We start from the raw sequence: 26,117 nt of genomic DNA, 5'->3' as shown, positions 1-26,117 counted from the left end.
CGTCTGACTTAGACTGCGCTGCGATGAACACTCAGACCGCCGATCCGCTGCTCGGCTCACTCGTCGACGGGCGCTACCGCATCCGCGGTCGCGTGGCCCGTGGTGGCATGGCGACGGTCTACACAGCGGTAGACGAGCGCCTGGAGCGCACGGTCGCGCTCAAGATCATTCACCCGGCCCAGGTGCGCGACGCCGCCGGGCAGGCCTTCAGCCTCGACCGCTTCACCGACGAGGCGAAGACGATCGCCCGGCTCACCCACCCGAACGTGGTCGCCGTCTACGACCAGGGCACCCACGCGGGCCTGCCGTACCTGGTGATGGAGTACGTGCGCGGCCGCACGCTGCGCGACATCCTCGCCGAGCGCCGCCGGCTCAGCCCGGTCGAGGCGCTGGCCCTGATGGAGCAGGTGCTGTCGGCGCTGGGCGCGGCGCACCGGGCCGGGCTGGTGCACCGCGACGTCAAGCCGGAGAACGTGCTGGTCGCCGAGGCGCCCAGCGGCGGCGGCCAGAACCTGGTCGACGCGGTGGCCAAGGTGGCCGACTTCGGCCTGGCCCGCGCCGTCGAGGCGAGCGCCGACGACCCGTCCGGCGGCCAGCTCATGGCCACCGTCGCCTACGTCGCGCCGGAGCTGGTCACCGACGGCCACGCCGACCCGCGCAGCGACGTCTACAGCGCCGGGATCGTGCTGTTCGAGATGCTGACCGGCCGCGTGCCGTACGACGGCGAGCGGCCCGTCGAGGTGGCCTGGCAGCACGTCGACCGGGACGTGCCGCCGCCGTCGCGGATCGTGGCGGGGCTGCCCCCGGTGCTGGACGAGCTGGTCGCGTCGGCGACCCGCCGCTCCCCCGGCGCGCGCCCCACCGACGCCGGTGCGCTGCTCAGCGCCGTGCAGGCGGCGCGCGAGAGCGTGACCCAGAACACGAACGCGGCCACTCAGCTGCTGCGCCCGGTGGCGCAGGACACCGTGGTGGTCAACCATGTGGTGCCGAGCGAGCGCCCGTCGTGGGCCCGCCTGCCCGGCGCGCAGCCCGCGCCGCGCTCCCGGCGCCGCAGCGCCGCTCCGGCCGCCCCGGTCGGCCTGCTGGAGCAGCTCAAGCAGCGCTACCAGCGGACGATGGCCGATCCGCGCGGGCGGCTGGCGCTCATCTCGGGCGCGGTGGTGCTGGCGCTGCTGGTGCTGACGGGCGGCTGGTGGCTCGGCTGGGGCCGCTACGAGGTGACCCCCCAGCTGATGAACCTGACCCAGGAGCAGGCCGAGGCGACGCTGCGCGCCGCCGGGCTGCAGGTGGTGTACGGCGACCCGCAGTTCCGCGAGGACGTGCCCAAGGACGTCGTGCTGGTGCAGGACCCGCCCCCCGGCGAGCGCGTGCTGCGCGGCGGCGCGGTGCGGCTGATCCTGTCCAAGGGCGCCGAGCGTTACCTGGTGCCCGACGTGTCGGGCAAGACCTGGGATCTGGCGCTCACCGACCTGCAGGCGGAGCCGTTCAAGTTCAAGGTGGTCAAGGCCGGTGAGCGCTACGACGACCTCATCCCGAAGAACACCGTGCTGGACACCGACCCGAAGGCGGGCACGGAGGTGCCCCCGGGCACCGAGATCAAGGTGATCGTCAGCAAGGGCCGCGCGCCGCTGACCGTGCCGTTCCTGGAGGGGAAGTCGCTGGCCGAGGCCACGAAGACGCTCCAGGAGATGGGCCTGCGGGTGGTCGTGGAGCGGGTGCAGTCCGACAAGCCGTACGACGTCGTGGTCAAGCAGGACCCGCCCAACGGCACCGGCGTCGAGAAGAACGCCGCGGTGACCCTGCAGGTCAGCGACAACCAGAGCCTGCGGGCGATGCCGGAGGTGCGCAACGCGCGCTGCGGCGACGCCGAGGGCCTGCTGGCCTCGATGGGGCTGCAGGTGGAGGTGCGCGGCGTGCTCGGCGACAAGAACTGGTTCAAGGTCGTCAACCAGGACCCGCAGCCGAACACCCCCGTGCAGCAGGGCCAGCACGTGATCATCGATTGCCAGCTGGGATGACGGAGACCGTGAACGACGACGTGACGCGCCCGGCCGGCGCGGTGGGCGCGCACGCGCCCGTGGCCGGTGGCCTGGCCAAGGCCGCCCTGCCGTACCTCGACAAGGTCGGCGCCGCGGCGGTGCAGGTGTACGTGGGCAACCCGCGCGGCTGGGCGCGCCCGCCCGGCGATCCGGCGCAGGACGCGCTGTTCGTCGCGGGCTGCCACACCCGGGACGTCCCGGCGTTCGTGCACGCCTCGCTGCTGGTGAACGTGGGCTCCCCCACCGCCGCGACGGTCGAGCAGTCCCGCGAGGTGCTGGCGCACGCGCTGGTGCGGGCCGCCGCGATCGGCGCGGGCGGGGTGGTGTTCCACGCCGGCTCCGCGGTCGACGCCGAGCACACCCCGGCGGCGCTGCGGCAGGTGCGCGAGGTGCTGCTGCCGCTGCTGGACGCGCTGCCGGACGACGGGCCGCGGCTGCTGGTGGAGCCCAGCGCGGGCGGCGGGCGCTCGCTGGCGGCCCGCGTCGAGGACCTGGGGCCGTACCTGGACGCGGTGGACCGCCACCCGCGCCTCGGGGTGTGCTTCGACACCTGCCACGCCTGGGCGGCCGGGCACGACCTGGCCAAGCCGGGCGGCATGGCGCTGACGCTGGACACGCTGGTGGAGGTGTGCGGCGCCGGACGGCTGGGGCTGGTGCACGCCAACGACTCCAAGGATCCGGTGGGGTCCACGCGCGACCGGCACGAGGCCATCGGCAAGGGCCTCATCGGGGCCGACGCGTTCGCGGAGATGTTCCGCCACCCCGCGCTCGCGGGCGTCCCGGTGGTCGTCGAGACGCCGGGTGAGACGCACGCCGCTGACATTTCCCTGCTCAGGGGCTTGCGCTAGCAGAATCCTTTAGGGCACCCTTACTGAGGCAAGGCTTGCTTCACCGGCAGCCTCACTCCTCCAGTGCCGAAGGGTCCCTGCTGTGTTCGTGTGCATCTGTGAACGGGTTCGTGAGTGCGAAGTGCGCTCGGTGATCCGCGCGGGCGCGCGCTGCGAGGACTCCGTCGGCGAGGCCTGCGGTGCGGGCACGGGCTGCGGCTCCTGCCTCGACCGCATCTGCGACCTGATCGACGAGGAGAACGCCGACACGCTGCTGCCAATCGCGGCATAACCGGACAAGGCGCGTAGATTACCCCCTATACACGTTCCCGTGGGGGGTTTCTTCACCATGCAAGGCGACGCCCGCGTCATCGAGTTCCTCAACGAGCAGCTGACCGCGGAGCTCACCGCGATCAACCAGTACTGGCTGCACTACCGCATGCAGGAGAACTGGGGCTACACCAAGCTCGCGAAGTACACCCGGCACGAGTCCATCGACGAGATGAAGCACGCCGACCGGCTCGCCGAGCGCATCCTGTTCCTCGACGGCCTGCCCAACTTCCAGAAGCTGGGCGCGCTGCGGATCGGCGAGACCGTCAAGGAGCAGTTCCAGTGCGACATGAAGATCGAGGTCGAGGCGGTCGAGCGGCTGCGCCTGGGCATCGAGTACATGCGCTCCGTCGGTGACGTCACCTCGGCGAACATCTTCGAGGAGATCCTCGCCGACGAGGAGCACCACATCGACTACCTGGAGACCCAGCTCGGCCTCATCGAGAGCCTCGGCGAGCCCCTCTACCTCCAGAACGTCACCGAGCACCCCGAGGCCTGAGCCTCCCGCGCCACATCTGGCGTCGATCTTGCGCGAACTGTTGCCCATCTGCCCGATTCGGGCGTGTCGTCCCCACAGTTCGCGCAAGATCGGCTCAGGCGGCGAGGAGCGGGCTCAGGACCGCGATGGCGCGGTCCACCGCGGCGTCGTCGGCGTCGAGGTGGGTGATGAGGCGGACGGTACGCGGGGCGATGACGCTCACCAGCACTCCCTGCTCTCGGGCGCGCCCGGCCAGGCCGTGCGCGTCGAGCGCGGTCTTGCTCAGGTCCAGCAGCACCAGGTTCGTGCGCACCCGGTCGGCGTCCACCACGCCGTAGGGCGCGAGCGCGTCGGCCAGCCGCCGGGCGCGGGCGTGGTCGTCGGCGAGCCGGTCGATGTGGTGCTCCAGGGCGTACAGGCCGGCCGCGGCGAGGATGCCGGCCTGGCGCATCCCGCCGCCCATGCGCTTGCGGATCCAGCGCGCCTTGGCGATGTTCTCGGCGCTGCCCACCACCACCGAGCCGACCGGCGCGCCGAGGCCCTTGGACAGGCACACCGACATCGTGTCGAACAGCGCGCCGTACTCGGCCAGCGGCACGCCGTCGGCGACGTGGGCGTGCCAGATGCGTGCCCCGTCGCAGTGCAGCGCCGCCCCGGCCGCGTCGGCGACGCCGCGCAGCGCGCGCAGCGTGTCGAGCCCGATCACCACGCCGCCCGCCATGTTGTGCGTCTGCTCGACCGCGATGGCGCGCGTCGGCACGGCCCAGTAGCCGTCCGGGCGGATCATCGAGGCGATCACGTCGACGTCGAGCTGCCCGCCCGCGAACGGCCAGGTCCGGGTGGAGATGCCGCCGATGGCCGCGGCGGCGCCGAACTCGTACGTCACCACGTGCGCGTTCGCGTCGCACAGCAGCTCGTGCGCGGGCGGCACGACCAGCTGCAGCGCGATCTGGTTGGCCATCGAGCCGCTCGGCGCGAACAGCGCCGCCTCGTGCCCGAACAGCCGCGCCACCCGCTGCTCCAGCGCGATGACCGTGGGGTCCTCGCCGTACACGTCGTCACCGACCTCGGCGGCCGCCATCGCCGCCCGCATCGCCGCGGTCGGCCTGGTCACGGTGTCGCTGCGAAGATCAACCATCTGCGTCATGCCTCGTTCCTACCTCATCGGCAAGGGTGACCAGAAGGGGGGCAGCGCTGCGTGTCACGGACCGCTACGCTGCGCGCCATGGCATCCACCCCTGTCACCGCCGGCGATGTGACCAAGTCGGCCCGGCTGCTGCTCGGGCTCATCGGCGTGATCATGCTCGCGCTGCTGTCGTGGCAGGTCGTGGCCCTGGGCTACCGGCTGGAGACGGGCTCGTTCGGGGGCGGCAGCCCCGACGCGCAGGCGTCGCAGGACGTGACGGGCGCGTTCGTGCGCTACGACTACACCGCCGAGCGCAGCTACGAGCTGTACTTCGCCGTGCGCAACCCGGACCGGCTGCCGGTGCGGATCGACGGCATCGACGAGGACCGGCTGCCCGGCCTGCGGCTGGAGCGGCTCACGATGATGCGGGAAGGCCCCGGCTGCTGCGCCGCGGAGCGCGCGACGCCGTTCCGGCCCGTGCGCCTCGACGCCGGTGAGGAGATCTACCTGTTCGCGACGCTGCGGATGGACGGCAGCCCGGCGAGCGCAACGGCCTGCGCAAGCCAGGTCTGGTCGTCGGTGCCGGTGCGGTTCTCGGTGCTCGGCACGACCCGCCACCAGGAGGTGCCGCTGCTCGCCACGCTGGTGATCCGGTCGGCTCCCGGCACCGCCTGCACGGTCTGATCCGGACGGCACCCTCCGGCCGGCGACGGCGATCGGCATCCGGCACGGGCGGCTGATCGCCGCGCCGGATGAGGGAGCCGTTGCACGGTCCCTCATCCGCTCGCGCTCGGTCAGCCGCGGAGCATCTCCGCGACGAGGAAGGCCAGCTCCAGTGACTGCTGGGTGTTCAGGCGCGGGTCGCAGGCGGTCTCGTAGCGGCGCTCCAGGTCGGCGTCGGCCAGCGCCTGCGCGCCGCCCAGGCACTCGGTGACGTCCTCGCCGGTCAGCTCGATGTGGATGCCGCCCGGGTGGGTGCCCAGCATCTTGTGCACTTCGAAGTAGCCCAGCACCTCGTCCACGATCCGGTCGAAGTGGCGGGTCTTGTACCCGTTGGACGACTCGTGGGTGTTGCCGTGCATCGGGTCGCACTGCCAGACCACCTTGGCGCCGCTGTCGCGCACCGCCTCGACCAGCGTCGGGAGCGCGTCGCGGACCTGGTGGTTGCCCATCCGGCTGATCAGCGTCAGGCGGCCCGGGATGTTGTCCGGGTTGAGCATCTCGGTCAGCCGCTTGACGTAGTCCGGGGTGGTGGACGGGCCCAGCTTCACGCCGATCGGGTTGGCGATGCGGGAGATGAAGTCCAGGTGCGCGCCGTCCAGCTCGCGGGTGCGCTCGCCGACCCACAGGAAGTGGCCGGACAGGCCGTACGCCCGCCCGTCGGCGATCCGGGTCAGCGCCCGGTCGTACTCCAGCGCCAGCGACTCGTGCGAGGCGTAGAGGGTGACCGTGCGCAGCGCCTCCTCGTCGGTCATGCCGCAGGCGCGGATGAACGCCAGCGCCCGGTCGATCTCGCGGGCGATCGCCTCGTAGCGCTCGCCGAAGGCGGAGGTGCGCACGAAGTCGCGGTTCCAGTCGTGCACGGCGTGCAGGTCGCCCAGGCCGCCGCCCAGGTACGCGCGCAGCATGTTCATCGCGGCGGCCGCGTTGGCGTACGCCCGGATCATGCGCTGCGGGTCGGCGACGCGCGCCTCCGGCGTGGGCTCCAGCGAGTTGATCATGTCGCCGCGGTAGGCGGGCAGGCCGAGCGAGTCGATCGGCTGCGAGCGCGGCTTGGTGTACTGCCCCGCGACCCGGGCCACCTTCACCACCGGCATGCTCGCGCCGTACGTCAGCACCACCGCCATCTGCAGCAGCGTGCGCGCGTTGGCCAGCAGGTGGCTCTCGGTGTTGTCGGCGAACGTCTCGGCGCAGTCGCCGCCCTGCAGCAGGAACGCCTTGCCCTCGCAGACCAGCGCCAGCCGCTGCCGCAGCTGGTCCACCTCGTACGGCGCCACGATCGAGGGCACCGAGTCCAGCACCCGGCACACCTGCTCGACCTCGCTGTAGTCCTCCCACGGCGGCATCTGCGCCCGCGGCAGGCTGCGCCAGTGGTCCAGGCCGAGGGAGTCGGCGCTCTCCTCGGTGGTGAGGCGGCCGATGGTGACGCCGGTCTCGCCGGGCTGCCGGTTGTCGGCCAGTTCGAGGCCGGGGTGCCTGAGCTCATGCCATTCGTGGCGCATGGCGTCAAGGGTATGACGGCGTGCTCACGCGCCCGCACCCGACGTGGTCGCATCCCAAAAACGCCGCTCGCGCCCGGCCCGGTCTGCGGCGCAACCCGAGATCGTTGATCAGGCATGAGCGAAGGCGACGCCGCGATCGTGACCCTGCCGCGCACGGCCGACTACACCCTGCACCGCACGGTGCCCGACATCGATCTCGAAGGGCACGTCGTGCCGGGCCTGACCGGAGAGTTCTACCGGCGGCCGGAGGGCGCGGCCACGGCCACCGTGGGCCTCTACCGCTATCGGGACGCCGAGCTGTTCATGGCCTGGGGATACGTCGGTGAGGAGCACTGCCGGTGGACCGCGTACCGGCGGCCCGACGGGGCCTGGACCGCGCCCCACGAGGGCTGCCCGCGCGTGCGCCGCCGCGGCGAGCTGCTGGAGCTGGACCTGGACGGCGAGCTGATGACCCTGCACACGGCCGCCCGGTCCGAGGCGAACGGACCGGGCGGCGGTTGCGCTGTACCGCCGCCGGCCGTCCGCGACTCGTCGCACACGACCGACAGCGGGTCCACCTCTGCCGGAGCGCTCCGGCAGCGGATCTCTCAGCCGGCGGACTCGACGGCCGCGGCGGCGTGGGCCTCACGCCGGACGTAGACGATCGAGGTCGCCGTGATGGCGAGGCTGGTGAGCAGCGCCGCGGTGTGCAGCACGGGGTCGGGAATGGGCACGAACGCCAGCACTCCCGCGGGGATCTGGACCAGGCCGATCAGCAGCAGCAGCGCTGCCGAGCGGTGGCCGCGGGACCAGGCGAAGGCCGTCCACACCGGAGCGGTGACGACCGCGAGGGTGAGCACGTCGAGGATGGCGTGCAGCACGGGGTTGGTGACCCGGTCGTGCGCGTACGCGTAGGCCGGGGTCGAGATCACGAGGGCGGCGAGGACTGTCCCGATGACTGTGGCGGCGCGTCTCATGGCCGTCTCCTTGGGCTGTGGCTCCTTGGAGCTGCGGACGGAGTTCGTGCAAACTCCCTGAATCGAGCCTAAGTCGACGGTCCGAACAGCAGGAACCCCCACAGGCATGAATGAGCCTGTGGGGGTGACCTGGTCACGCGTTCGTGGTCAGGAGGCCTGGTCGGCGATCTCCTTGGCCCGGTCCCGGGCCGCTTCGAGGGCGGCCAGCAGCGCCGCGCGTACGCCGTGGTTCTCCAGCTCGCGGATGGCGGAGATGGTGGTGCCGGCGGGCGAGGTGACCGCCTCGCGCAGCTTCACCGGGTGCTCCCCCGAGTCGCGCAGCATGATGGCCGAACCGATCGCGGTCTGCACGATGAGGTCGTGCGCCACCTGGCGCGGCAGCCCCAGCAGGATGCCCGCGTCGGTCATCGCCTCGACCAGGAAGTAGAAGTACGCCGGGCCGGAGCCGGACAGCGCGGTGACCGCGTCCTGCTGGCTCTCCGGCACCCGGATGGTGCGGCCCAGCGGCGAGAACAGCTCCTCGGCCACGGCCAGGTGCTCGGCCGTGGCGTGCGGACCGGCCGAGATCGCGGTCATCGCCTCGTCGACCAGCGCCGGGGTGTTCGTCATGACCCGGACCACGGGCGTGCCCTCGGCCAGCCACTTGGTGAAGAACGAGGTGGGCAGGCCGGCGCACAGCGAGATCACCAGCTTGCCCGCCGGGATCTGCGGCCCCAGCTCGGCCAGCAGCACCCCGGCGTCCTGCGGCTTCACCGCGATGGCGACCACGTCGGCGGCCTGGACCGCCTCGGCGTTGGCCAGCACCCGGATGCCGTACCGGTTGCGCAGCTGCTCCGCCCGCTCCTCGCGCCGCGCCGTCGCCACGATCTGGTCCACCGGCCACCCGGCCTTGACCAGCCCCGACAGCAGCACCTCACCGATCTTGCCCGCCCCGATGACGGCAACGGTGTACATGTCTCCCCTAACCCTCCACAGGGTTGATCATGAACTTAGGGGTGCCGACACGCCGTCGAACACTGACCTAAGTTCATGATCAACGCATGATGAGGAGATCAGCCGAAGAAGGCCTCGGCCTCGGTGTAGCGGTGCGGGGGGACGACCTTGAGCTCGCGGGTCGCCTCGATCAGCGGCACGCGGACGATCTCGGTGCCGCGGAGGGCGACCATCTTGCCGAAGTCGCCCTCGTGGACGGCGTCGATGGCGTGCAGGCCGAAGCGGGTGGCCAGGACGCGGTCGAAGGCGGTGGGGGTGCCACCGCGCTGGGTGTGGCCCAGGACGACGGCGCGGGCCTCCTTGCCGGTGCGCTTCTCCAGCTGGTCGGCGAGCCAGTTGCCGATGCCGCCGAGGCGGACGTGGCCGAAGGCGTCCAGCTCGCCGTTCAGGGTGATCATGTCGCCGTCGGTGGGCATGGCGCCCTCGGAGATCACGATGATCGGCGAGTAGTTGGTCTTGAACCGGGTCTCGACGTGCTCGACGACCTTGTCCAGGTCGAACTTCTGCTCGGGGAGCAGGATCACGTTGGCGCCGCCGGCCAGGCCGGCGTGCAGCGCGATCCAGCCCGCGTGGCGGCCCATGACCTCGACGACCACGGTGCGGTGGTGCGACTCGGCGGTGGTGTGCAGCCGGTCGATCGCCTCCATGGCGATGTTGACCGCGGTGTCGAAGCCGAACGTGAAGTCGGTCGCGCCGAGGTCGTTGTCGATCGTCTTCGGCACACCGACGACGTTGACGCCTAGGTCGGTCAGCTTGGTCGCGACGCCGAGGGTGTCCTCGCCGCCGATCGCGACCAGCGCGTCGATGCCCATGTTCGCCAGGTTGTCCTTGATCCGCTCCACACCGTTCTCGATCTTGAACGGGTTGGTGCGGGAGGAGCCCAGGATGGTGCCGCCGCGCGGCAGGATGCCACGGACCTCCGGAATGCCCAGCGGGCGGGTGATGCCCTCCAGCGGGCCCTTCCAGCCGTCGCGGAACCCGACGAACTCGTGCCCGTAGGTGCCCACGCCCTTGCGGACCACGGCGCGGATGACCGCGTTGAGACCGGGGCAGTCGCCGCCGCCGGTGAGTACGCCGATACGCATTTTCTCGTCCTCCCGATTACGGGTAGTCAGTTGCCGGGCCCCGGGAGACGAGTGATCACGGCTACGTTGCCGGCCGGGGCGGGCCGCAAATGCGCACTGTACTGGCCGCACCGGGGATAGGCCAGCACGCCCCGCGGGTGTCCCGACGTGGGGGCGCGCCGCCGCTCACCAGCGGCCGCAACAGTGTCGTCATAGCCAGGTTACCCGTGCGTGACGGCGCCCCGGCACCCCGGGCCGGGGCGCGCCCGGCCGTCACCGCGGCTTCACGCCCCGTCCACCTCGGCAGGCGGGCCCTCAGCCCTTACGCGCCGTCATGGTGCGCCAGCGGGCCAGGTTGTGCCGGGCGTCCACCAGGGCGTCGTGCCGCGACGACGCCGCCTCGGGCAACGCCGGGCGGCCCCGCTCGTCCCACAGCTGGCGCAGCTCCTTGGTGTAGCGCGGGATGGCGCGGGGCAGCGCCACCATGGCGCCCCACAGCTGCGCCAGCGCCACATGGTCGTACGCGCCGTACCAGGCCCACAGCTCGATGCTCTCGTGCGGGCGGCCCTGCAGCGGCTCGGTCAGGAACTCCAGCAGGTCCGTGCGGATGCGCTCGCGCGAGCGCCACGCCTTGTCCGCCGGGGAGGGCAGCAGGTTCAGCACGTTCTCGCGCACCCACGGGATCGCCTTGCCCGGGTCGAACTCCGTGGACACCGCGTAGAACTCCCGGCCGTGCTCGTCGACCACCCCGATCGAGACCAGGTCGATGGTGACTCCGTCCTCGATGAACTCGCAGTCGTAGAAATAGCGGTACGCCATCCGAACCCGTCTCCCCCTCCGCGACGCCCTACCCTGGGCGCCATGACGTTCTCGATCGTCGCGCGCTCGGCCGACGGGGTCGCACACGGGGTCGCCGTGGCCAGTAAGTTCCTCGCCGCCGGGGCGGTCGTGCCCGCGGCCGAGGCCGGGGTGGGCGCGCTGGCCACCCAGTCCTACGCCAACCTCGCCTACCGGCCGCAGGGGCTGGCGATGCTGCGTACCGGCACCCTGGCGGCCGACGTGGTCGCCGGGCTCACCGCCGCCGACCCGGGGCGGGCCCAGCGGCAGCTCGGCGTGGTCGGCGCCGCGGGTGACGGCGCCACCTTCACCGGCACCGGCTGCCACGCCTGGGCCGGGGGCGTCACCGGCGACGGGTACGCGATCCAGGGCAACATCCTGACCGGACCGGAGGTCGTCGCCGCCATGGAGCAGGCCTGGCTGGCCTCGGACCCGGCCGCCCCGCTCGCCGCACGCCTGCTGACGGCGCTGCGGGCCGGGGACGCGGCCGGTGGTGACCGCCGGGGCCGGCAGAGCGCCGCGGTGTACGTCGTCGCGCCCGGCCAGGGCTACGGCGGCACCAGTGACGTGCTGGTGGATCTGCGCGTCGACGACCACCCCGACCCGTGCGCCGAGCTGGCCCGGCTGCTGGACGTGCACACGCTGCTGTTCGGCAGGCCCGACCCGGACACCCTGCTGCCGCTCGACGGCGCGCTCGCCGACGAGGTGCGCGAGCTGCTGGCGGCACGCGGCCACACCGACTCCGATCTCGACGCCGCCCTGGCCGGCTGGGCCGGCATCGAGAACCTGGAGGAGCGCATGGTCCCCGGCCACCTCGACCCCCTGGTCCTGGCCCACCTCCGCGCCTGATCACCGGCCGCCGACCCATCCCGCGCCCACGCCCGGCGGCCCCGCGGCCCTCAGTCGAGCAGGGCCGCGCGTGCCTGGTCCAGGCCTGCCCGGCCGCGCTCGACGGCCGCCCGGTCCGGCTCGGACCCGGGGCAGCCGGCCAGCAGGCGCGCGCAGGCGTCGGCCTCGGCGGCCCAGCAGAACCGGAGCATGGTGTCCAGGCTGCCCTCGATCTCGGCGACCGGCACCGCGCCCGTCGCGGTGTACGCGGCCAGCAGCTCCCGGGCCCGCTCCGGCCCGCCCGCGTGCCGCACCGCGGCGGCGAGGTCGTACACCAGCGGCCCGGACAGCACCGAGCCCCAGCTGACCAGCCCGATCCGGCCGGTGTCGGGGTCGAGCCGGAAGGCCGCGGGCCGGGGGGCGCCGTGCAGCGTGCCCACGGTGAGCCGGTCGGTGACCTGGAGCTTGGTCATCGCGTGCACCGCACGGGCGACCGCCGGGCCGAGCCACGCCGCCACCGCGAGATGGGGCGCGTCGGGGCGCAGCCCGTGCCAGGCGGGCAGCCCGGCATGGTGGAAACCGGCCAGTGCCCGGTGCGCGGCGCCCAGGCGGTCGCCCCACCACTGCTGGTCGACCGGGTCGGCTCCGTCGAGCGGCCGGCCGGGAACGTATTCGAGCAGCGCGAGCAGCCGGTCGCCGACGGGCACGCACAGAGCCCCGTCGGCCGCGCGGACGGGCGCGCCCGCGTCGTGGCCCTGCCGGGCGAGACGTTCGGCGGCGGCGAGCCCGGCCTCGAACCGGGTCCGGTCCACGGCCGCGACCAGCGCCGCCACATACCGGCGGCCACCCGCCACGACCGACCCGGCCGAGCCGGCCGTCCCACCGTCCAGCGGAGTGCAGCCGTCCGGCTGAAGGTGCCATGCGGTACGAAGCGCGGTGCGGATCGTATCGTCAGCCAGCACGGGCGGATTATCACATGTGCATGCGCGGTGTCGTATCCGTCGCGGGTGTCTGCGATACGGCAGATCTGTCGATGGACACTCGACGATGGAGACCCACGGAGTGGACGTGGCGGCTCGCTCAAGCGATGATCTGTCCAGGGTTCGCCGACCGCCACGACCGTGTGCGTCGGTGGGGGTGGGAAACGGAAGGGGTTAGGCGGTGGAGATTCGCATTCCGGATGCCGCGGACGCGCTCACCGGGGTGGACATGTTCGCTGGTCTGGAGCCTGAGGTACGGCAGCGGGTGATCGCCGCGGCGGTGCCGCGCACCTTCCGCAAGGGGCAGCTGCTGTTCGTGGAGAACGACCCCGGCGAGTCGCTCATCGTGCTGAAGCGGGGATCGGTGGCCATCTTCCGCACCTCCCCCACCGGCGAGCGGGCGGTGCTGTCGGTGCTGCGCCCGCCGGACGTGCTGGGCGAGGTGTCCCTTCTGGACGGTTCGGCCCGTTCGGCGTCCTGCGAGGCGCTGGAGGACTGCACCGCGCTGGCGCTGTCCCGGGGCGCCTTCATGGAGCTGGTGCACTCGAATCCGCGCATCCTCGACGCGGTCATGCGCTCGCTGGGCGCGCTGATCCGCCGGCTGACCGAGCAGAACGCCGACCACGTGTTCCTCGACCTGCCCGGCCGCGTCGCCAAGACGCTGGTCCGGCTCGCCGGGGAGAGCCAGGCGCCGATGATCACGATCGAGCTGAACCAGAGCCAGCTGGCCGAGATGGCGGGCGGCTCGCGGCAGAGCGTGAACCAGGCGATCGGCTCCTTCGCCAGCCGTGGCTGGCTGCGCACCGAGGGCCGCCGCATCGTCGTGATGGACGTGCCGGCCCTGCGCCGCCGCGCCGGCATGACCGACCGCTGACGCGTCGGCGGACTCGCACGACTTGAAGACTCGCGGCCTCAGACACACGCTCTGAGGCCGCGAGTCTTCCACCGTTGCGGGCGGCAGGCCGAGGGCGGCGAGCTGTACTGAACCGCTTTACCTCGGCGGTGTTTGGCTCTAGCATGGGAGCGCTTCCATCGACGTCCGTTCGCACCGCCCGATGTGCCCGCATCGTTGTGGACGGACGCTTCCCCTGAGGAGTCCCCATGTCCCGTTCCCCACGGCGTGCCCTGCTGGCCGCGCTGGCGGCGGTCACGGCCACGCTGGCCCTGGCGCTGCCGTTCGTCGGGTCCCCCGCCGCGCAGGCGGCCGACCCGCGCGACAGCTTCGTCACCCGGTGCGGCATCCGGTTCTGCCTGGACGGCAAGCCGTTCTACTTCGCCGGCACCAACACCTACGACGTGTTCACCTTCGGCTACGACTGGCTGCCCGGCGAGCAGTACGTCGACAAGGCGAAGATCGACGCCCACATGACCCGGCTGCAGAACGACCAGGTGTCGGTGCTGCGGCTGTGGATGTTCAGCCACGAGGACTGGATGGGCTTCGAGGCGGCCGAGGGCGTCTACACCGAGGAGGCGTTCATCCTCTTCGACTACGTGATCAAGTCCGCGCGTGAGCACAACATCCGGCTCATCCCCGTCTTCGAGAACTTCTGGGAGGCGTACGGCGGCATCGACAAGCGCCTCGCCTGGGAGGGCCTGCCCACGGGCTACGCCAACCGCTGGCGCTTCTTCAACAAGACCGCCTGTCCGGGCTGCTTCACGCAGTACAAGAACTACGTCACCAAGGCCCTCGGCCGGACCAACTCCTTCACCGGCGTGGCCTGGAAGAACGACCCCACGATCCTGGCCTGGGAGCTCATGAACGAGCCCCGCTACCCCGACGCCACGCCCAACGAGAACACCACCGGCACCACCCTGCGGGCGTGGGTCGACGAGATGGGCGCGCTGGTCAAGAGCCTGGACCCGAACCACCTGCTGGGCACCGGCCAGGAGGGCCAGGAGACGAAGTACGGCTACGGCGGCGACTCCGGCGGCCCGTGGACCTACATCCAGTCCTCGCCGTACATCGACTTCACCTCGGGGCACATGTACCCGACCGAGGGCTGGGCGGGGCTCAACTTCACCACCGCGCGGGCGCTGCTGAAGCGCTGGATCAGCGACGCCCACACGGTCGTCGGCAAGCCGTTCTTCCTCGGCGAGTGGAACGTGCACGACAACAAGACGCAGTGGTGGACCGAGATGTACGCCGAGATGGAGGCGTCGGGCGGCGACGGCGACGCGTTCTGGTGGTTCCCGGCCAACAGCAACTGCGGCGGCTTCGACTCCGGTGAGGGCTGCCCGGAGCACGCGGTGTTCCGGCAGCACTCGCTGAACATGAAGGCCAAGAGCGGGGTCGTCGACCCCTCGCCGAGCGTCAGCCCGTCGCGTTCGGCGAGCCCGTCACCGTCGGCCAGCCCGAGCCGCAGCGCGAGCCCGTCGCCGAGCCCCAGCCGCAGCACCAGCCCGTCCCCCAGCGCGAGCCCGAGCGCGTCGCCGAGCCCGCAGACTCCGACGAGCTGCCGGGCGGTGTACCGGATCGACAACTCGTGGCCCAACGGCTACAACGCCTCGCTGGTGGTGACCAACACCGGCAGCACCACGTTCAGCAACTGGGTGCTGACCTTCACGCTGGGCAGCGGCCAGGTGATCGTCAACGGCTGGAACGGCACCTTCGTCACCAGCGGCGCGAACGTGACGGTGACCGCGCCCGGCTGGGCGCCGCACCTCGCTCCCGCGCAGAGCTGGACGGTCAGCTTCACCGGCTCGGGGCCGTCGACCGCGCCGAGCAACGTGAAGCTCAACGGGGTGGCCTGCGCCGCGAGCTGAGCGGACAGCGACAGGGGCGGGCCGCGGCCCGCCCCTGTCCACCCGTGCTAACACCCGCGGCGCGGGTCACGGCTCCGGGTCGGGCTCCGGCTCCGGGTCGCCCGAACCCGGCGAACCGGGGCCGACCCACCCGTTCTGCTCGATCGGCTCGTCGTCCTTCGGCGGGGCGCCGGGGCCGACCCACGCGCTCGACTCCACCGTGGGCTTGGGTGCCTCCGTCATGTTCTCCACCACTCCCTGCTCTTCCAGCTCGGCGAGGGTGACCGCGTCGATGTCCACAAGCTCGCCCACGCCGTGTGCGATCCCGAAGGGATCGGTCCAGGCGAGCGCCAGTCGCACCAACATCGCTTTCGGCCTCCCACGCACGACCATCGATCGGTTAACGACCACACGAAACCGCGGCGCGAGGCCGCGGTCTGTCAGTGCACGAAACTCTAACCGCGCGGCGGTGTTGGCGCGGGCCCCTTGTCGCGTTAGCTACAGCGGTAAGGAAACAGCCCTGGGGGTCGGGCCATACTGGACCTCCGGCGACCTGGCGGAGACGTGAACACCCCAACCTGCGCGCACTGCTCCCGCGCAGCCGGCCCGGACGACAGGTTCTGCGGCGGCTGCGGGGCCAGCCTCACGCCACCTTGCGTCCACTGCGGACGTACGGTGGCCTTCGGCGACCTCTTCTGCACCGGCTGCGGCAACCCGGTGGCCGCCGCGCAGGCCGCCCCGCGGCGCGAGGACCGCCGTCAGGTCAGCGTGCTCTTCGTGGACATGGTCGGCTTCACCGCGTACGCCGAGCAGTCGGACCCGGAGCAGGTGCGCACCCTGCAGCAGGAGTACTTCGCCGCGGTGCGCCAGGTGGTCCGCCAGCATGGCGGGGTGGTGGAGAAGTACATCGGCGACGCGGTGATGGCGATCTTCGGCGCGCCGGTGGCCACCGAGACCGACGCGCTGCGCGCGGTGCGGGCCGGGCTGGAGGCGCAGCGGGTGCTGGGCCGCGGCCGGCTGGCCGACGCGGCGACCTTCCGGGCCGGGGTCGCCACCGGCGAGGCGCTGGTCGACGTGAGCGCCGCGCGGGACGGCGGGCAGGCCATCGTGGCCGGGGACGTGGTGAACACGGCGGCCCGGCTGCAGGCCGCGGCGCCGGCCGGCGGGGTGCTGGTGTGCGCCGAGACGGCCGCGGTCACCGCCGCCGACATCGAGTACGACGAGCAGGCGCCGCAGACGCTGAAGGGCCGCAGCACCAGCAGCCGGGTGTTCCTGGCCGTGGCGGCGCGGCTGCAGCGGCGCGACCGCGACGAGTCCACCCCGATGGTCAACCGTGACCACGAGCGCGGGCTGATGGTCACCGCGCTGCACCGGACCATCCGCGACCGCAGCCCGCAGCTGGTCACCGTGTTCGGCCCGGCCGGCATCGGCAAGAGCCGGCTGCTGCGCGAGCTGGCCCGGCACGCCGAGCGGATCCCGGACACCACCGTGTGCTGGCGGGTCGGCCACTGCCCGCCGTTCGGCGAGAACGTGACGTACGCCGCGCTGGCCGAGATCGTCAAGGCGCAGGTGGGCATCCTCGACACCGACGACGAGGCGACCGCCCGCGCCCGGCTGGACAGCACGCTGCGCGTCATGTGCGGCGAGCAGGAGGCGGCCCGGCTCGGCGACGCGCTCGGCCCGCTGGTCGGCCTGCCCGGCGCGGGCCTCACCCCGGCCGAGACGGAGTCGGCCTGGCGCCGCTTCCTGCTGGCGATGACCACCGCCAACCCGACCGTGCTGGTCTTCGAGGACATGCACTGGGCCGACGAGGCGATGCTGCGCTTCGTGGAGATGCTCGGCAGCATCGGCCCGGGAGTGCCGCTGCTGGTCGTCGCGACCGCGCGGCCGGAGCTGCGCGAGCGGCGGCCGGGCTGGACCAGCGCGGTCAGCGGCGCGGTGTCGGTGTCGCTGGGCCCCATGCACGACGAGCACATCGCCGCCATGTACCGGCTGATGTTCGGGCAGGCCGTCTTCCCCGCCGCCGGGGTCGCGCCGCTGGTCGAGCTGGCCGGCGGCAACCCGCTCTACGCCCACGAGTTCGTCCGCATGCTGGTCGAGCGCGGCGAGCTGCGCCCGGTCGGCGGAAACTGGGCGCTGGCCGCCGACGGCGACACCACGCCGATGCCGCAGACCGTGCAGGCGGTCATCGCCAACCGCCTGGACCTGCTGGACGCCACCGACCGCTCGGTGCTGCAGGCGGGCGCCGTGGTGGGCAACCAGTTCTGGCCGGGCGCGGTGGCCGCCGCGCTGGGCATCCCGGTCGACGTGGTGACCCGCTCGCTGCAGCGCCTGCAGCAGCGTGACCTCGTCGCCGAGCACCCGACCTCGGCGATGGCCGGCGAGCCGGAGTACGCCTTCCGGCACGTGCTGGTCCGGGACGTCTGCTACCAGCGGCTGCCCCGCTCGGAGCGGGTCACCCGGCACGAGCGCACCGCGGACTGGCTGGAGCAGATCACCGACAACCGGGTCACCGACCTGGCCGAGGTGCTGGCCAACCACCGCTGGGCGGCCCACGAGATCGCCCGCACGCTGGGCATGGACCCGGAGCCGTACGCCCCGGCCGCCCGCGCCGCCCTGCACCGCGCCGCGCGGCGCGCGTACGCCCTGCACGCGCTGGACACCGCGAGCACGCTGGTCGACCGGGCGCTGAGCCTGAAGCTGGCGCACGACCCGCTGCTGGAGCTGTTCGCCGCCGAGCTGTCGCTGTTCCGGGCCGGGGACACGTTCCTGGAGAGCGGCGGCCTGCAGCGGCTGGGCGAGCTGGCCGAGGAGCTGGACGCCCTCGGCGACCGGGCCGGGGCCGCCCGCGCGCTCACCCTGCTCGGCACGGCCGCCTGGGGGCGGGCCGACCGGGCCGCGACGCTGTCCTACCTGGACGCGGCCGTCGAGCGCTACGAGGAGCTGCCCGAGACCCTGGAGAAGGCCGAGGCACTGCTGGAGCTGGCCCGGGTGCACATGATGAACTACGAGGCCGAGCCCGCGATCGCCGCCGCCGAGGCCGCGGCCGACATCGCCGACCGGCTCGGGCTCGCCGAGGTGCACGCCAACGCCCGCATCACCTCCGCCACCGCGCGCTACATCGCGGGCGACCCGACCGGCTACAGCGAGCTGGAGCTGCTCACCGAGCACTGCCGCGACCAGCGGCTCACCAGCCGCCGCCGGGTGGTGCAGAACTTCGCCTGGGCCTGCCTCGAGGAGGGCGACCTGCGCCGGCACTACCGGCTGCTGGCCGAGCAGCGCACCGTCGACGTGGCGGGCGGCCTGAGCCTCGCCACCAACTTCCACGGCGACGCCGCCGAGGCGTACTTCGCCGGCGACTGGGACACCCAGGTGCGCGCGATCGGCGAGACGATGCGCGCCAACGCCGCCGAGTGGGACGCGACCTCGGTGCTGACCTCGTCCTGGATCCTGGTGCTGCGCGGCGAGGAGCCCGACGACGACGCCATCGAGAAGGTGCTCTACTACGCCCGGCGCAGCGGCTTCCACCGGGTGCTGCGCGGCGCGGCGGCGCACGCCGCGCTGTGCCGGGCGCTGCAGGGCCGGGCCGAGGAGGCCGCCGCGCTGCTGGCCGAGCTGGACGCCGACTGGCAGGCTCGGGTCATGCTGCCGTTCGGCGAGTGGGTGGCCGCGGCCGGGCACGCCGCGACGGTGCTCGGCGACGGCGCCCGGGAGCAGGTGCGCACGATGCTGGGCCGCTCGCCGCGGCGAACGCCCTGGGTACGGGCGGCGCTGGCCACGGTCTCCGGCGACCACGCGGCGGCGGCGGCGCACTTCGCCCGGATCGGCGACGCCAGCGACCGCATGCTGTCCCTGGCCTGGGCGGCGCGCGCCGGGCGGCTCGACCCGGCGGAGCAGGCGGAGCTGCGCGAGTTCGCCGACCGCAACCGCGCTCCGGGGCTGCTCGGCTGAGGATCCTCGGCCGATCAGGCCGCCGCCGGTACGTTCTTGACCTTCACGGCGTAGACGTCGACGTACTCCCGGCCGGACAGCTCCATCACCTCGTACATGATCTCGTCGGTGATCGCGCGCTCGACGAACCGGTCCCCCGCCATCCCGGCGTACCGGGAGAAGTCCAGGGGCCGGCCGAAGCGCAGCCGCACCTTCATGATCTTGGGGATGAGCTTGCCGGAGGGCTGCACCTTGTCGGTGTTGAGCACCGCCACCGGGACCACCGGGGCGCCGCTCTCCAGAGCCAGCCGGGCCACCCCGGTCTTGCCCCGGAACAGCCGGCCGTCGGGCGAGCGGGTGCCCTCGGGGTAGATGCCGGCGATGTTCCCGCCGCGCAGCACGCGCAGCTGCGTGTTCAGCGCGGCCTGGGCGGCGCGGCCGCCGGAGCGGTCCACCGGGATGGTGCCGGTGCCCACGAAGAACATCTTCTGCAGCCTGCCCTTGATCCCCTTGCCGGTGAAGTACTCCGCCTTGGCCACGAAGGTGACCTTCCGCTTCACCACGAGCGGGATGAAGATGGAGTCGGAGAAGGAGAGGTGGTTGCTCGCGAGGATGGCCGCGCCCTCGCCGGGCACGTTCTCCAGGCCCTCGACCTGCGGCCTGAAGATCAACCGCAGCAGCGGGCCGAGGAAGATGTATTTCAGCAGCCAGTAGAACACTGGGACCCGTCCAAGTCGATCGGCGTACGTGGGGTGACTGCGCTCATACCGGCTCGGGGCGGCCCGCCGGAACGTGCCGGGTGTGTGGCATACGCCGCAGAGCCTACTGCCGGAACACCCGGTTCACGTGTCAGGATTTGATGCGGTGCCCACCGGCCCCGCCACGACCCCCCATCCCGCTGAGGAGAGTGCCAGGTGCCAGCCACGGACGACCCGGACCGGACGCCGGAACCCGCGCGCCCCGGGCCCGGCAACGAGGCGACGCCGGAGCAGGTGGACGCCGAGTTCGCCCGCATCGTCGCCGGCTTCGACACGCCGGTGGTGACCCCCACCTGGCCCGCGACCGAGGAGCAGACCGGCTCCCCGGTGCCCGCCGGGCCGGTGTGGCCGGCCGGCGGCCCGATCCTCAACCGCGGCGGCCCGACGGGCGACCCGAGGGCCGTCGGCCCCGACGACCCGTCGCTGCTGGACTCGCTCGACACGTTCGGCGGCGGGCTGCCCGACGACACGCCCGACGAGTTCGTGCCGCCGCCGCCCCCGCCGCTGCCCCGGGTCCCGCTCGCGGCGATCGTGTCCGTGCTGGCCATCATCTTCGGCTTCGTGCTGTTCTTCGACACCCGGCTGCTGCCCTTCAACGAGCGGGTGAGCATGCTGTTCGCGCTGATCTGCATCCTGGGCGGCGCCACCGCGCTGATCATGCGGCTGCGCCCCGGCGACGAGGACGACGAGCTGCCGCCCGACGACGGGGCGGTGGTCTGAAGCCGGCGCTTAAGCCGACTTCTCCAGCCAGTCCAGGATCGCGTCGATCGGCTCGCGCCAGCGCACGTCCAGCATGAGGTCGTGCCCCATGCCCGGGAACAGCAGCGGGGCCCCGCCGTAGGCGCGCGCCACCCGGCGCAGCGCCGCATCGGACACGATGCGGTCGTCCGGGCTGCCCACCACCAGCACCGGCGGGTCGCCGACCGGCGGCTGCGGGGTCCGGCCGCGCAGCAGCTGCCACTGGGCGCGGGCCGAGGCACGGCCCAGCCGGGTGGCGTACCCGCGCGCGGCGCCGGCCGGCAGCTCGCGGCTGAACAGCTGCCCGGCGGGCAGGCGCAGGCCGCCGCCGAACAGGGCCGGCAGGGACAGCATCGGGTTGCGCAGGGCGGTGCCCGCCCCGCCGAAGACCGGCGACAGCAGCACCGCCGCGCGGGCCGGGTAGCGGGCCAGCGCGTGCGCCGTGACCAGGGCGCCCGCCCCGTGTCCCACGATCACCGCGCGTCGCGGCAGCGACGCCGCGACCTGGGCCACATCGTGGGCGTACGCCCGCAGCGTCGCCTTCGGCGCGGCCGCGCTCTCGCCGTGCCCGCGCAGGCTCACCGCGTACGCCGGGAAGCCGCGGTCGGCGGCGTGCTCCAGCCAGTGCTCGGCGAACACCCACGCGCCGTGGCCGAAGCCGGGCACGAACAGCAGCGGCGGCCTGCCCTCGTCCACCTCGGGGGTGGCGCGGCGCACCTCGCGCCGGGCCGGTGCGACGGGGAACGCCCACTCGCGGGTCCGGATGACCTTCACTTCACGGCCCCCTCAAGGCTGAGCTCGTCGAGCAGGCGCTGAATGGCCTTGAGATAGACGGTGTGGCTGATCTCGAACCAGTGCCGCGAGGTGCCCTGCACCTTCGCCCCGGTCCACTTCCGGTCCAGCTCCGCCTCCAGCCGCCGCTGCACCGCCACCGCCTTGGCCGGCGCCGCCTCGCGCATGCGCAGCAGCCTCGCGAACGCCACCATTTGCCAGTGCACCAGCGGGAACAGCCCGGAGTCGGGCTGCAGCAGCCCCGCCACGGCCAGGGTGGGCAGCCGCTTCGGGAAGGCGTGCATGGCCAGCCGCGGGCGGCCCGACGCGTCGACGCCGAGCAGGTTGCCGTCGATGAACTCGAACACCGGGTGGTAGCCGGTGGCCAGCACGACCAGGTCCGGCTCGATGACCTCGCCGCCCTTGAGTTCCACACTGTTGCGGTGGAAGCGGGCGATGTCCGGCACGGGGGTCACCGCGCCGTGGCCCAGGTAGTAGATCAGCTGGCTGTTGGTGATGGTGTGCGTCTCGAAGATCTTGTGGTCGGGCTTGGGCAGGCCGAACCGGGTCAGGTCGCCGACCGTCGTCTTCAGCGTGCGGTGCGCGATGAGCTGCCGCAGCCGCAGCGGCAGGCGCAGCCACAGCATCGTGTCGTTCACCTGGTCGGCGGGGCGGCCCAGGGCGTACTTCGGGGTGTACCAGTAGCCGCGGCGGCTGGAGTGCCAGCACCTGGCGGCCTGCTGGGCCGCCTCCACGGCGATGTCGCACCCGGTGTTGCCCGCGCCGACGACCAGCACCTTCCTGCCGCGCAGCTGCGCCGCGTCCTTGAACTGCGCGGCGTGGATCACCTCGCCCTTGAAGTCCTCGAGGCCCTCGTACTCCGGGCGCTTGGGCGACCAGTTGTGCCCGTTGGCGATGACGACCGCGGCGTAGCGGTGGATGCGCTCGCCGCCGTAGCCGCCGGTGCTGCGCGTGGTCACGTCCCAGCGGTCGCCCTCGGCCGGCTCCACCTTGACCACCTCGGTGCCGAACCAGATGTGCGGCTTGAGGTCGAAGTGGTCGGCGTAGTGCTCCAGGTACTCCAGCACCTGGGTGTGCTTGGGGTAGTCCGCCCAGCTGTCCGGCATCGGGAAGTCCGGGAACTGGCTGAACGGCTTCGACGAGATCAGGTGCGTGCTGGAGTACACCGGGCTGCGGTCGTGCCGCCAGTTCCAGGCGCCGCCGACGCTGGTCTCCCGCTCGTAGCAGTCGACGCCGAACCCCTGCTCCTTGAGGTTCTTCATCGCGGTCAGCCCGCTGGGGCCCGCGCCGATGACGCACACCGTGCCGCTGCGGTCGTAGACCGGCCACCCGTCGCGCCACGCGGTCGCGGGACCGCCCGATTCGGGGTCGCCGTAGCCGGCTGAGTACGTCACTCACGACCTCCACCACTCGTAAGACGCAGAGCATCTTTCCCGTTTACGGCGGAGCTTGTCCAGCGTGAGTTGCTATGCGAGGTCCACGAGGATCGGGTAGTGGTCGCTGGCCCGGTCCGCGTCGGGCGTGTCGACCACCCGGTATTCCCGCACCTCCAGGCGGGGGTCGACGAGCAGCGCGTCGATGCGGCGGGTCGGGTGCGGCACCGGGAAGGTGCCCCGGTCCCCCTGCCCGGCCAGCTCGGCGGCGTCGAGCAGCCGGTCGGTGAGCAGCGGCCAGCAGCCGCCGTCCGGGCACTCGTTGAGGTCCAGCCCCACGATCACGGGGTCGGCCAGCGCGTCGATCGCGGGCTTGAGCAGCCCGGCCTGGCCGGGGCGCTCCTCGTCGTCGGTGGACAGGTGCGTTCCCACCACGGCGAACGGCGCCCGCCCCGGCACCTGCAGCCGGGTGAACACGGCCCCGCGCATGTGCCGGCCGGGGGTCAGCGGGTAGCGCATGCACCACTGGTCGAGGACGCGTACCCGCAGGTTGGTCATGATCACGTTACCGAGGCTGGGCATCCCGCCCGCGGCCATGTACATCCCGAACGAGTGCGCCAGGTCCGCGCACTTCGTACGCCACCGCCACCGCCGCGGCGCCTCCTGCACGATCAGCACATCCGGCGCCAGCCCCCGCACCACCCGCGCCAGCGCCCCGAGATCATCCCGCAGCGAATGCACGTTGTACGAAACCACCCGCACCGACATCCCGCCAGCATGCCCCACGACCCACATGGCGATCATGAACTTATGTCAGCGACACGCCGTCGAGCCGTGCCATAAGTTCATGATCAACGCATGTCTGCTGTTACTGGCGGGCCAGGTCGGCGGCGCCGATGAGGCCGGCGGTGTTGCCCATCTTGGCGGCGCGCAGCTCGGCCACCGGGAGGCGGCCGCGCTGGGCGAGGCTGTCCAGGTAGGACTGGCGGGCGGGGGTCATCAGGAGGTCGCCGGCGTCGATGACGCCGCCGCCCACCACGAGGACCTGGGGGTCGAGGATCTGGACCAGGTCGGCCAGGCCCTGGCCGAGCCAGTAGCCGATCTGGCCGAACGCGTCGATCGCGATCTCGTCGCCGGCCTGCGCCGCCGAGGTCACGATCGGGCCGGTGATGTTCTCGACCTTGCCCTCGGCCTTGTCGAGCAGCAGTTTGGCCCGCTCGGGCTCGGCCTGTGCACCGGCCCGCGCGAAGCGGACCAGCGCGTTGCCGCTGGCGTACTGCTCGATGCAGCCGTGCCGGCCGCAGCCGCAGACGTGCCCGTCGGGCACCGCCAGCATGTGGCCGATCTCCGCCGCGATGCCGTGCGCGCCGCGGACCAGGCCGCCGCCGAGCACGATGCCGCCGCCGATGCCGGTGCCGACGGTGAACATCACCATCGAGTCCTCGGCGTCGGCCGCCGCGCCGTAGCGGAACTCCGCCCACGCCGCCACGTTCGCGTCGTTCTCCACCACCACGGGGAGGTTCACCGCCTTGGCGACGTAGTCCCGCAGCGGCTCGTCACGCCAGGCCAGGTTCGGTGCGAACAGCACCGTCGACCGGGTCGCGTCAATCCAACCGGCGGCGCCGATGCCGACCGCGTCCACCCTGTGCTCGGTGGACAGATCCTTCACCACATCGATGATCACGTCCCGGGTCGCGGCGACGTCGCCGGCCGGGGTGTCGCGACGGCTCGTCGCGATCACGGTGCCGTCAGGATCGACCACACCGCCGAGCACCTTGGTGCCACCGATGTCCACGCCGATGGTGAGTGCCACGGCCGAACCCTTCCTTGCTGGGCTTGCCGGCGGTGACGCTTGGGTGCCACGCCGTTCTACTGGGCATCACCCTAACGCCGGGACCGGCTCCGGCGAGCGTCGCCCGGCGAAGATCGCCGTCACAGCTCCGGCGGCGGGTGCGGCTCGGCCTTGCGGACGGCTTTCTTAGCTGCCTTAACCGGGCGCTGTGACGGGGTGGTTTCCGGTTCGGAAACATCGGGTGTCGGCTTCGCGACAGCCTTCTTGACGATTTTCTTGGCGACCTTCTTGACGGCAGGCGTGGTGGCGGGTTCCGCACCCGCCGGGTCAGCCTGCACGCCTGACCCGCGCTCGGGCGTGTCGCCTGTCCCGGCGGTGGCGTCGCGCCAGGTCTCGTCGGCGGCCCCCGGCCGGTGCGTGGAGACGGCGCGCAGGAAGCTGGCCAGCCCGGCGGCCAGGTCGCCGGCGCCGGTGGCCACCCGTTCGACCAGCTCCGGGTCGGGGTCGCGCACCGCGGCGATCACCTTGCAGAGTGGACAGATGCAGCACTCCGCCGAGCCGGTGGAGATGTGCGGGTTGGCGTTGGCGGCCAGCGTCGCGGCGGCGAGCACCGCCGCCACCAGCCGTTCCGCCTCCTCGCGGGCGGTGCCCGGTGACATTTCCATGCTCAGGCCTCGACCTGCTTCTTGAGCTCCTTGAGGGCGGTATCCATGATCGCCTTCTCGGCCTTCTTCTTGAACATGCCCAGCATGCCGATCGACAGGTCCACCGACAGCGTGTAGGTCACCGTGCAGGTGCCGTCGCCGTTGTCCACGATGTCGTACGAGCCGTCCTGCGCCTTCTGCATCTTCGACGGCGCGACCAGGTGCCACTCGATCCGCGAGATGTCCTCGGCGTAGTCGTAGTGCAGCGTGTACTCGTCCTGCACGATGCCCGCGTCGATGACGAAGCGCACGGTGGCCGGGTAGCCGTCCTCGTACTCCTCCAGCACCTCAGCGGCCTTGATGGCCTGGGTCCACCGGGGATACGACGGGTAGTCGCAGATGACCTCGGCGATGCGGGCCGGGTCGGTGTTGATGACGATCGACTGGGAGGAGGAATCCGCCATGACCAGCAGGCTACCCGTACATGGTCACCGGGGTCCGACCCGCCACGGCGGGCGGCGCGCCGGACCCCGCTCCCCCGTCCGAAGCAGGACAGCGTTTGCAGGACCGCGGGGCCGACGTTCTACAGTGCCGGGGACGGCCGTGGCGTTTCGCCGACGGCCGGCGCGGGCGCGCCGGATGCCCGCACGAGCAGTCCAAGGAGCGCA

Annotated in this window: 25 protein-coding genes and 1 pseudogene; 11 read left to right on the top strand and 15 right to left on the bottom strand. The window is 72.4% G+C overall.

Annotated features, from left to right (window positions below; translation table 11 throughout):
* Positions 1 to 23 precede the first annotated feature (23 nt).
* From pknB to bfr, 4 genes are all read left to right on the top strand, one after another.
* Positions 24 to 2,018 (top strand): Stk1 family PASTA domain-containing Ser/Thr kinase, encoded by a 1,995-nt coding sequence (gene pknB, locus Cba03nite_RS01710; RefSeq protein WP_203740898.1) that lies wholly within the window; start codon positions 24 to 26, stop codon positions 2,016 to 2,018.
* Between the two features lie 20 nt (positions 2,019 to 2,038).
* Entirely contained in the window at positions 2,039 to 2,887 is an 849-nt protein-coding gene (locus Cba03nite_RS01705; protein ID WP_203740953.1) for a deoxyribonuclease IV, read from the top strand.
* 82 nt (positions 2,888 to 2,969) lie between these two features.
* On the top strand, positions 2,970 to 3,158 hold the full coding sequence (locus Cba03nite_RS01700; protein WP_203740895.1) for a (2Fe-2S)-binding protein: 189 nt from the start codon (positions 2,970 to 2,972) through the stop codon (positions 3,156 to 3,158).
* 39 nt (positions 3,159 to 3,197) lie between these two features.
* A complete protein-coding gene (gene bfr / locus Cba03nite_RS01695) occupies positions 3,198 to 3,695 on the top strand; it encodes a bacterioferritin (RefSeq protein ID WP_275411525.1) in 498 nt (165 codons plus the stop codon).
* Positions 3,696 to 3,789: 94 nt separating this feature from the next.
* On the opposite strand, the gene Cba03nite_RS01690 is transcribed toward bfr, so the two are convergent.
* Positions 3,790 to 4,812 (bottom strand): threonine aldolase family protein, encoded by a 1,023-nt coding sequence (locus tag Cba03nite_RS01690; protein WP_203740949.1) that lies wholly within the window; start codon positions 4,810 to 4,812, stop codon positions 3,790 to 3,792.
* 87 nt (positions 4,813 to 4,899) lie between these two features.
* On the opposite strand from Cba03nite_RS01690, the gene Cba03nite_RS01685 reads away from it, so the two are divergent.
* Positions 4,900 to 5,484 carry a hypothetical protein gene (locus Cba03nite_RS01685; protein WP_203740893.1) on the top strand — a complete coding sequence of 195 codons (585 nt, stop codon included), beginning with the start codon at positions 4,900 to 4,902 and terminating at the stop codon, positions 5,482 to 5,484.
* Between the two features lie 110 nt (positions 5,485 to 5,594).
* Here the strand turns inward: Cba03nite_RS01685 and Cba03nite_RS01680 are convergent, their stop codons facing one another.
* Positions 5,595 to 7,022, bottom strand: a complete 1,428-nt coding sequence (locus tag Cba03nite_RS01680) for a class II 3-deoxy-7-phosphoheptulonate synthase (RefSeq protein ID WP_203740891.1) — start codon at positions 7,020 to 7,022, stop codon at positions 5,595 to 5,597.
* A gap of 114 nt (positions 7,023 to 7,136) precedes the next feature.
* Here Cba03nite_RS01680 and Cba03nite_RS01675 point away from each other — a divergent pair, with 114 nt between their 5' ends.
* Positions 7,137 to 7,661 (top strand): hypothetical protein, encoded by a 525-nt coding sequence (locus Cba03nite_RS01675; protein ID WP_203740889.1) that lies wholly within the window; start codon positions 7,137 to 7,139, stop codon positions 7,659 to 7,661.
* Here the strand turns inward: Cba03nite_RS01675 and Cba03nite_RS01670 are convergent.
* The 4 genes from Cba03nite_RS01670 to Cba03nite_RS01655 all read right to left on the bottom strand — a co-directional run bounded on the left by Cba03nite_RS01670 (position 7,610) and on the right by Cba03nite_RS01655 (position 10,854).
* Positions 7,610 to 7,978, bottom strand: a complete 369-nt coding sequence (locus Cba03nite_RS01670) for a hypothetical protein (protein ID WP_203740887.1) — start codon at positions 7,976 to 7,978, stop codon at positions 7,610 to 7,612. The two genes, Cba03nite_RS01675 and Cba03nite_RS01670, sit on opposite strands and share 52 nt — an antisense overlap.
* 147 nt (positions 7,979 to 8,125) lie before the next feature.
* Positions 8,126 to 8,932, bottom strand: coding sequence for a pyrroline-5-carboxylate reductase (gene proC, locus Cba03nite_RS01665; protein ID WP_203740885.1), 807 nt, complete (start codon positions 8,930 to 8,932; stop codon positions 8,126 to 8,128).
* Between the two features lie 98 nt (positions 8,933 to 9,030).
* A complete protein-coding gene (locus Cba03nite_RS01660; RefSeq protein ID WP_203740883.1) occupies positions 9,031 to 10,056 on the bottom strand; it encodes a 6-phosphofructokinase in 1,026 nt (341 codons plus the stop codon).
* 294 nt (positions 10,057 to 10,350) lie between these two features.
* Positions 10,351 to 10,854 (bottom strand): polyadenylate-specific 3'-exoribonuclease AS, encoded by a 504-nt coding sequence (locus tag Cba03nite_RS01655; protein ID WP_203740881.1) that lies wholly within the window; start codon positions 10,852 to 10,854, stop codon positions 10,351 to 10,353.
* Positions 10,855 to 10,896: 42 nt separating this feature from the next.
* On the opposite strand from Cba03nite_RS01655, the gene Cba03nite_RS01650 reads away from it, so the two are divergent.
* Positions 10,897 to 11,721, top strand: a complete 825-nt coding sequence (locus tag Cba03nite_RS01650; protein ID WP_203740879.1) for a DUF1028 domain-containing protein — start codon at positions 10,897 to 10,899, stop codon at positions 11,719 to 11,721.
* A gap of 50 nt (positions 11,722 to 11,771) precedes the next feature.
* Here Cba03nite_RS01650 and Cba03nite_RS01645 read toward each other — a convergent pair whose 3' ends face one another.
* Positions 11,772 to 12,662 (bottom strand): phosphotransferase enzyme family protein, encoded by an 891-nt coding sequence (locus tag Cba03nite_RS01645; protein ID WP_203740877.1) that lies wholly within the window; start codon positions 12,660 to 12,662, stop codon positions 11,772 to 11,774.
* 247 nt (positions 12,663 to 12,909) lie between these two features.
* On the opposite strand from Cba03nite_RS01645, the gene Cba03nite_RS01640 reads away from it, so the two are divergent.
* Positions 12,910 to 13,554, top strand: a complete 645-nt coding sequence (locus Cba03nite_RS01640; RefSeq protein WP_371821606.1) for a Crp/Fnr family transcriptional regulator — start codon at positions 12,910 to 12,912, stop codon at positions 13,552 to 13,554.
* 227 nt (positions 13,555 to 13,781) lie between these two features.
* Complete coding sequence (locus Cba03nite_RS01635; RefSeq protein ID WP_203740873.1) at positions 13,782 to 15,443, top strand: cellulose binding domain-containing protein; 1,662 nt, start codon at positions 13,782 to 13,784, stop codon at positions 15,441 to 15,443.
* Positions 15,444 to 15,509: 66 nt separating this feature from the next.
* Here the strand turns inward: Cba03nite_RS01635 and Cba03nite_RS01630 are convergent, their stop codons facing one another.
* Positions 15,510 to 15,788: a hypothetical protein gene (locus Cba03nite_RS01630; protein ID WP_203740872.1), complete on the bottom strand. Its 279-nt coding sequence runs from the start codon at positions 15,786 to 15,788 to the stop codon at positions 15,510 to 15,512.
* Positions 15,789 to 15,986: 198 nt separating this feature from the next.
* Between Cba03nite_RS01630 and Cba03nite_RS01625 the strand changes: the two genes are divergently transcribed.
* Positions 15,987 to 19,373, top strand: a complete 3,387-nt coding sequence (locus tag Cba03nite_RS01625) for an adenylate/guanylate cyclase domain-containing protein (RefSeq protein ID WP_203740869.1) — start codon at positions 15,987 to 15,989, stop codon at positions 19,371 to 19,373.
* Between the two features lie 14 nt (positions 19,374 to 19,387).
* On the opposite strand, the gene Cba03nite_RS01620 is transcribed toward Cba03nite_RS01625, so the two are convergent.
* Entirely contained in the window at positions 19,388 to 20,071 is a 684-nt protein-coding gene (locus Cba03nite_RS01620; RefSeq protein ID WP_203740867.1) for a lysophospholipid acyltransferase family protein, read from the bottom strand.
* A gap of 195 nt (positions 20,072 to 20,266) precedes the next feature.
* Here Cba03nite_RS01620 and Cba03nite_RS01615 point away from each other — a divergent pair, with 195 nt between their 5' ends.
* Positions 20,267 to 20,830 (top strand): hypothetical protein, encoded by a 564-nt coding sequence (locus tag Cba03nite_RS01615; RefSeq protein WP_203740865.1) that lies wholly within the window; start codon positions 20,267 to 20,269, stop codon positions 20,828 to 20,830.
* Between the two features lie 9 nt (positions 20,831 to 20,839).
* Here Cba03nite_RS01615 and Cba03nite_RS01610 read toward each other — a convergent pair whose 3' ends face one another.
* From Cba03nite_RS01610 to Cba03nite_RS01585, 6 genes and pseudogenes are all read right to left on the bottom strand, one after another.
* Positions 20,840 to 21,622: an alpha/beta hydrolase gene (locus Cba03nite_RS01610; RefSeq protein WP_203740863.1), complete on the bottom strand. Its 783-nt coding sequence runs from the start codon at positions 21,620 to 21,622 to the stop codon at positions 20,840 to 20,842.
* Positions 21,619 to 23,034: a flavin-containing monooxygenase gene (locus tag Cba03nite_RS01605; protein ID WP_203740861.1), complete on the bottom strand. Its 1,416-nt coding sequence runs from the start codon at positions 23,032 to 23,034 to the stop codon at positions 21,619 to 21,621. The genes Cba03nite_RS01610 and Cba03nite_RS01605 overlap by 4 nt, the downstream gene beginning before the upstream one ends.
* A gap of 72 nt (positions 23,035 to 23,106) precedes the next feature.
* A complete protein-coding gene (locus tag Cba03nite_RS01600; RefSeq protein ID WP_203740859.1) occupies positions 23,107 to 23,781 on the bottom strand; it encodes an endonuclease/exonuclease/phosphatase family protein in 675 nt (224 codons plus the stop codon).
* 100 nt (positions 23,782 to 23,881) lie between these two features.
* A complete protein-coding gene (locus tag Cba03nite_RS01595; RefSeq protein WP_203740851.1) occupies positions 23,882 to 24,826 on the bottom strand; it encodes an ROK family glucokinase in 945 nt (314 codons plus the stop codon).
* Positions 24,827 to 24,945: 119 nt separating this feature from the next.
* Positions 24,946 to 25,377, bottom strand: a pseudogene (locus Cba03nite_RS01590) (hypothetical protein); the annotation flags it as partial.
* Positions 25,378 to 25,472: 95 nt separating this feature from the next.
* Positions 25,473 to 25,913: an SRPBCC family protein gene (locus Cba03nite_RS01585; protein WP_203740841.1), complete on the bottom strand. Its 441-nt coding sequence runs from the start codon at positions 25,911 to 25,913 to the stop codon at positions 25,473 to 25,475.
* Between the last annotated feature and the right edge of the window lie 204 nt (positions 25,914 to 26,117).

Origin of the sequence: Catellatospora bangladeshensis (assembly GCF_016862575.1) — a bacterium.
Taxonomy (GTDB): domain Bacteria; phylum Actinomycetota; class Actinomycetes; order Mycobacteriales; family Micromonosporaceae; genus Catellatospora; species Catellatospora bangladeshensis.
Note: the sequence above shows the minus strand (reverse complement) of the source record. Positions and strands in the feature narration are given on the sequence as shown.

Coding starts and splice junctions, on each gene's coding strand:
- Cba03nite_RS01585 (WP_203740841.1), bottom strand. CDS start 25,913: ATGGCGGATTCCTCCTCCCAGTCGATCGTCATCAACACCGACCCGGCC.
- Cba03nite_RS01650 (WP_203740879.1), top strand. CDS start 10,897: ATGACGTTCTCGATCGTCGCGCGCTCGGCCGACGGGGTCGCACACGGG.
- Cba03nite_RS01660 (WP_203740883.1), bottom strand. CDS start 10,056: ATGCGTATCGGCGTACTCACCGGCGGCGGCGACTGCCCCGGTCTCAAC.
- Cba03nite_RS01640 (WP_371821606.1), top strand. CDS start 12,910: ATGTTCGCTGGTCTGGAGCCTGAGGTACGGCAGCGGGTGATCGCCGCG.
- Cba03nite_RS01635 (WP_203740873.1), top strand. CDS start 13,782: ATGTCCCGTTCCCCACGGCGTGCCCTGCTGGCCGCGCTGGCGGCGGTC.
- pknB (WP_203740898.1), top strand. CDS start 24: ATGAACACTCAGACCGCCGATCCGCTGCTCGGCTCACTCGTCGACGGG.
- Cba03nite_RS01680 (WP_203740891.1), bottom strand. CDS start 7,022: ATGCGCCACGAATGGCATGAGCTCAGGCACCCCGGCCTCGAACTGGCC.
- Cba03nite_RS01685 (WP_203740893.1), top strand. CDS start 4,900: ATGGCATCCACCCCTGTCACCGCCGGCGATGTGACCAAGTCGGCCCGG.
- Cba03nite_RS01630 (WP_203740872.1), bottom strand. CDS start 15,788: ATGTTGGTGCGACTGGCGCTCGCCTGGACCGATCCCTTCGGGATCGCA.
- Cba03nite_RS01690 (WP_203740949.1), bottom strand. CDS start 4,812: ATGGTTGATCTTCGCAGCGACACCGTGACCAGGCCGACCGCGGCGATG.
- Cba03nite_RS01670 (WP_203740887.1), bottom strand. CDS start 7,978: ATGAGACGCGCCGCCACAGTCATCGGGACAGTCCTCGCCGCCCTCGTG.
- Cba03nite_RS01655 (WP_203740881.1), bottom strand. CDS start 10,854: ATGGCGTACCGCTATTTCTACGACTGCGAGTTCATCGAGGACGGAGTC.
- proC (WP_203740885.1), bottom strand. CDS start 8,932: ATGTACACCGTTGCCGTCATCGGGGCGGGCAAGATCGGTGAGGTGCTG.
- Cba03nite_RS01675 (WP_203740889.1), top strand. CDS start 7,137: ATGAGCGAAGGCGACGCCGCGATCGTGACCCTGCCGCGCACGGCCGAC.
- Cba03nite_RS01600 (WP_203740859.1), bottom strand. CDS start 23,781: ATGTCGGTGCGGGTGGTTTCGTACAACGTGCATTCGCTGCGGGATGAT.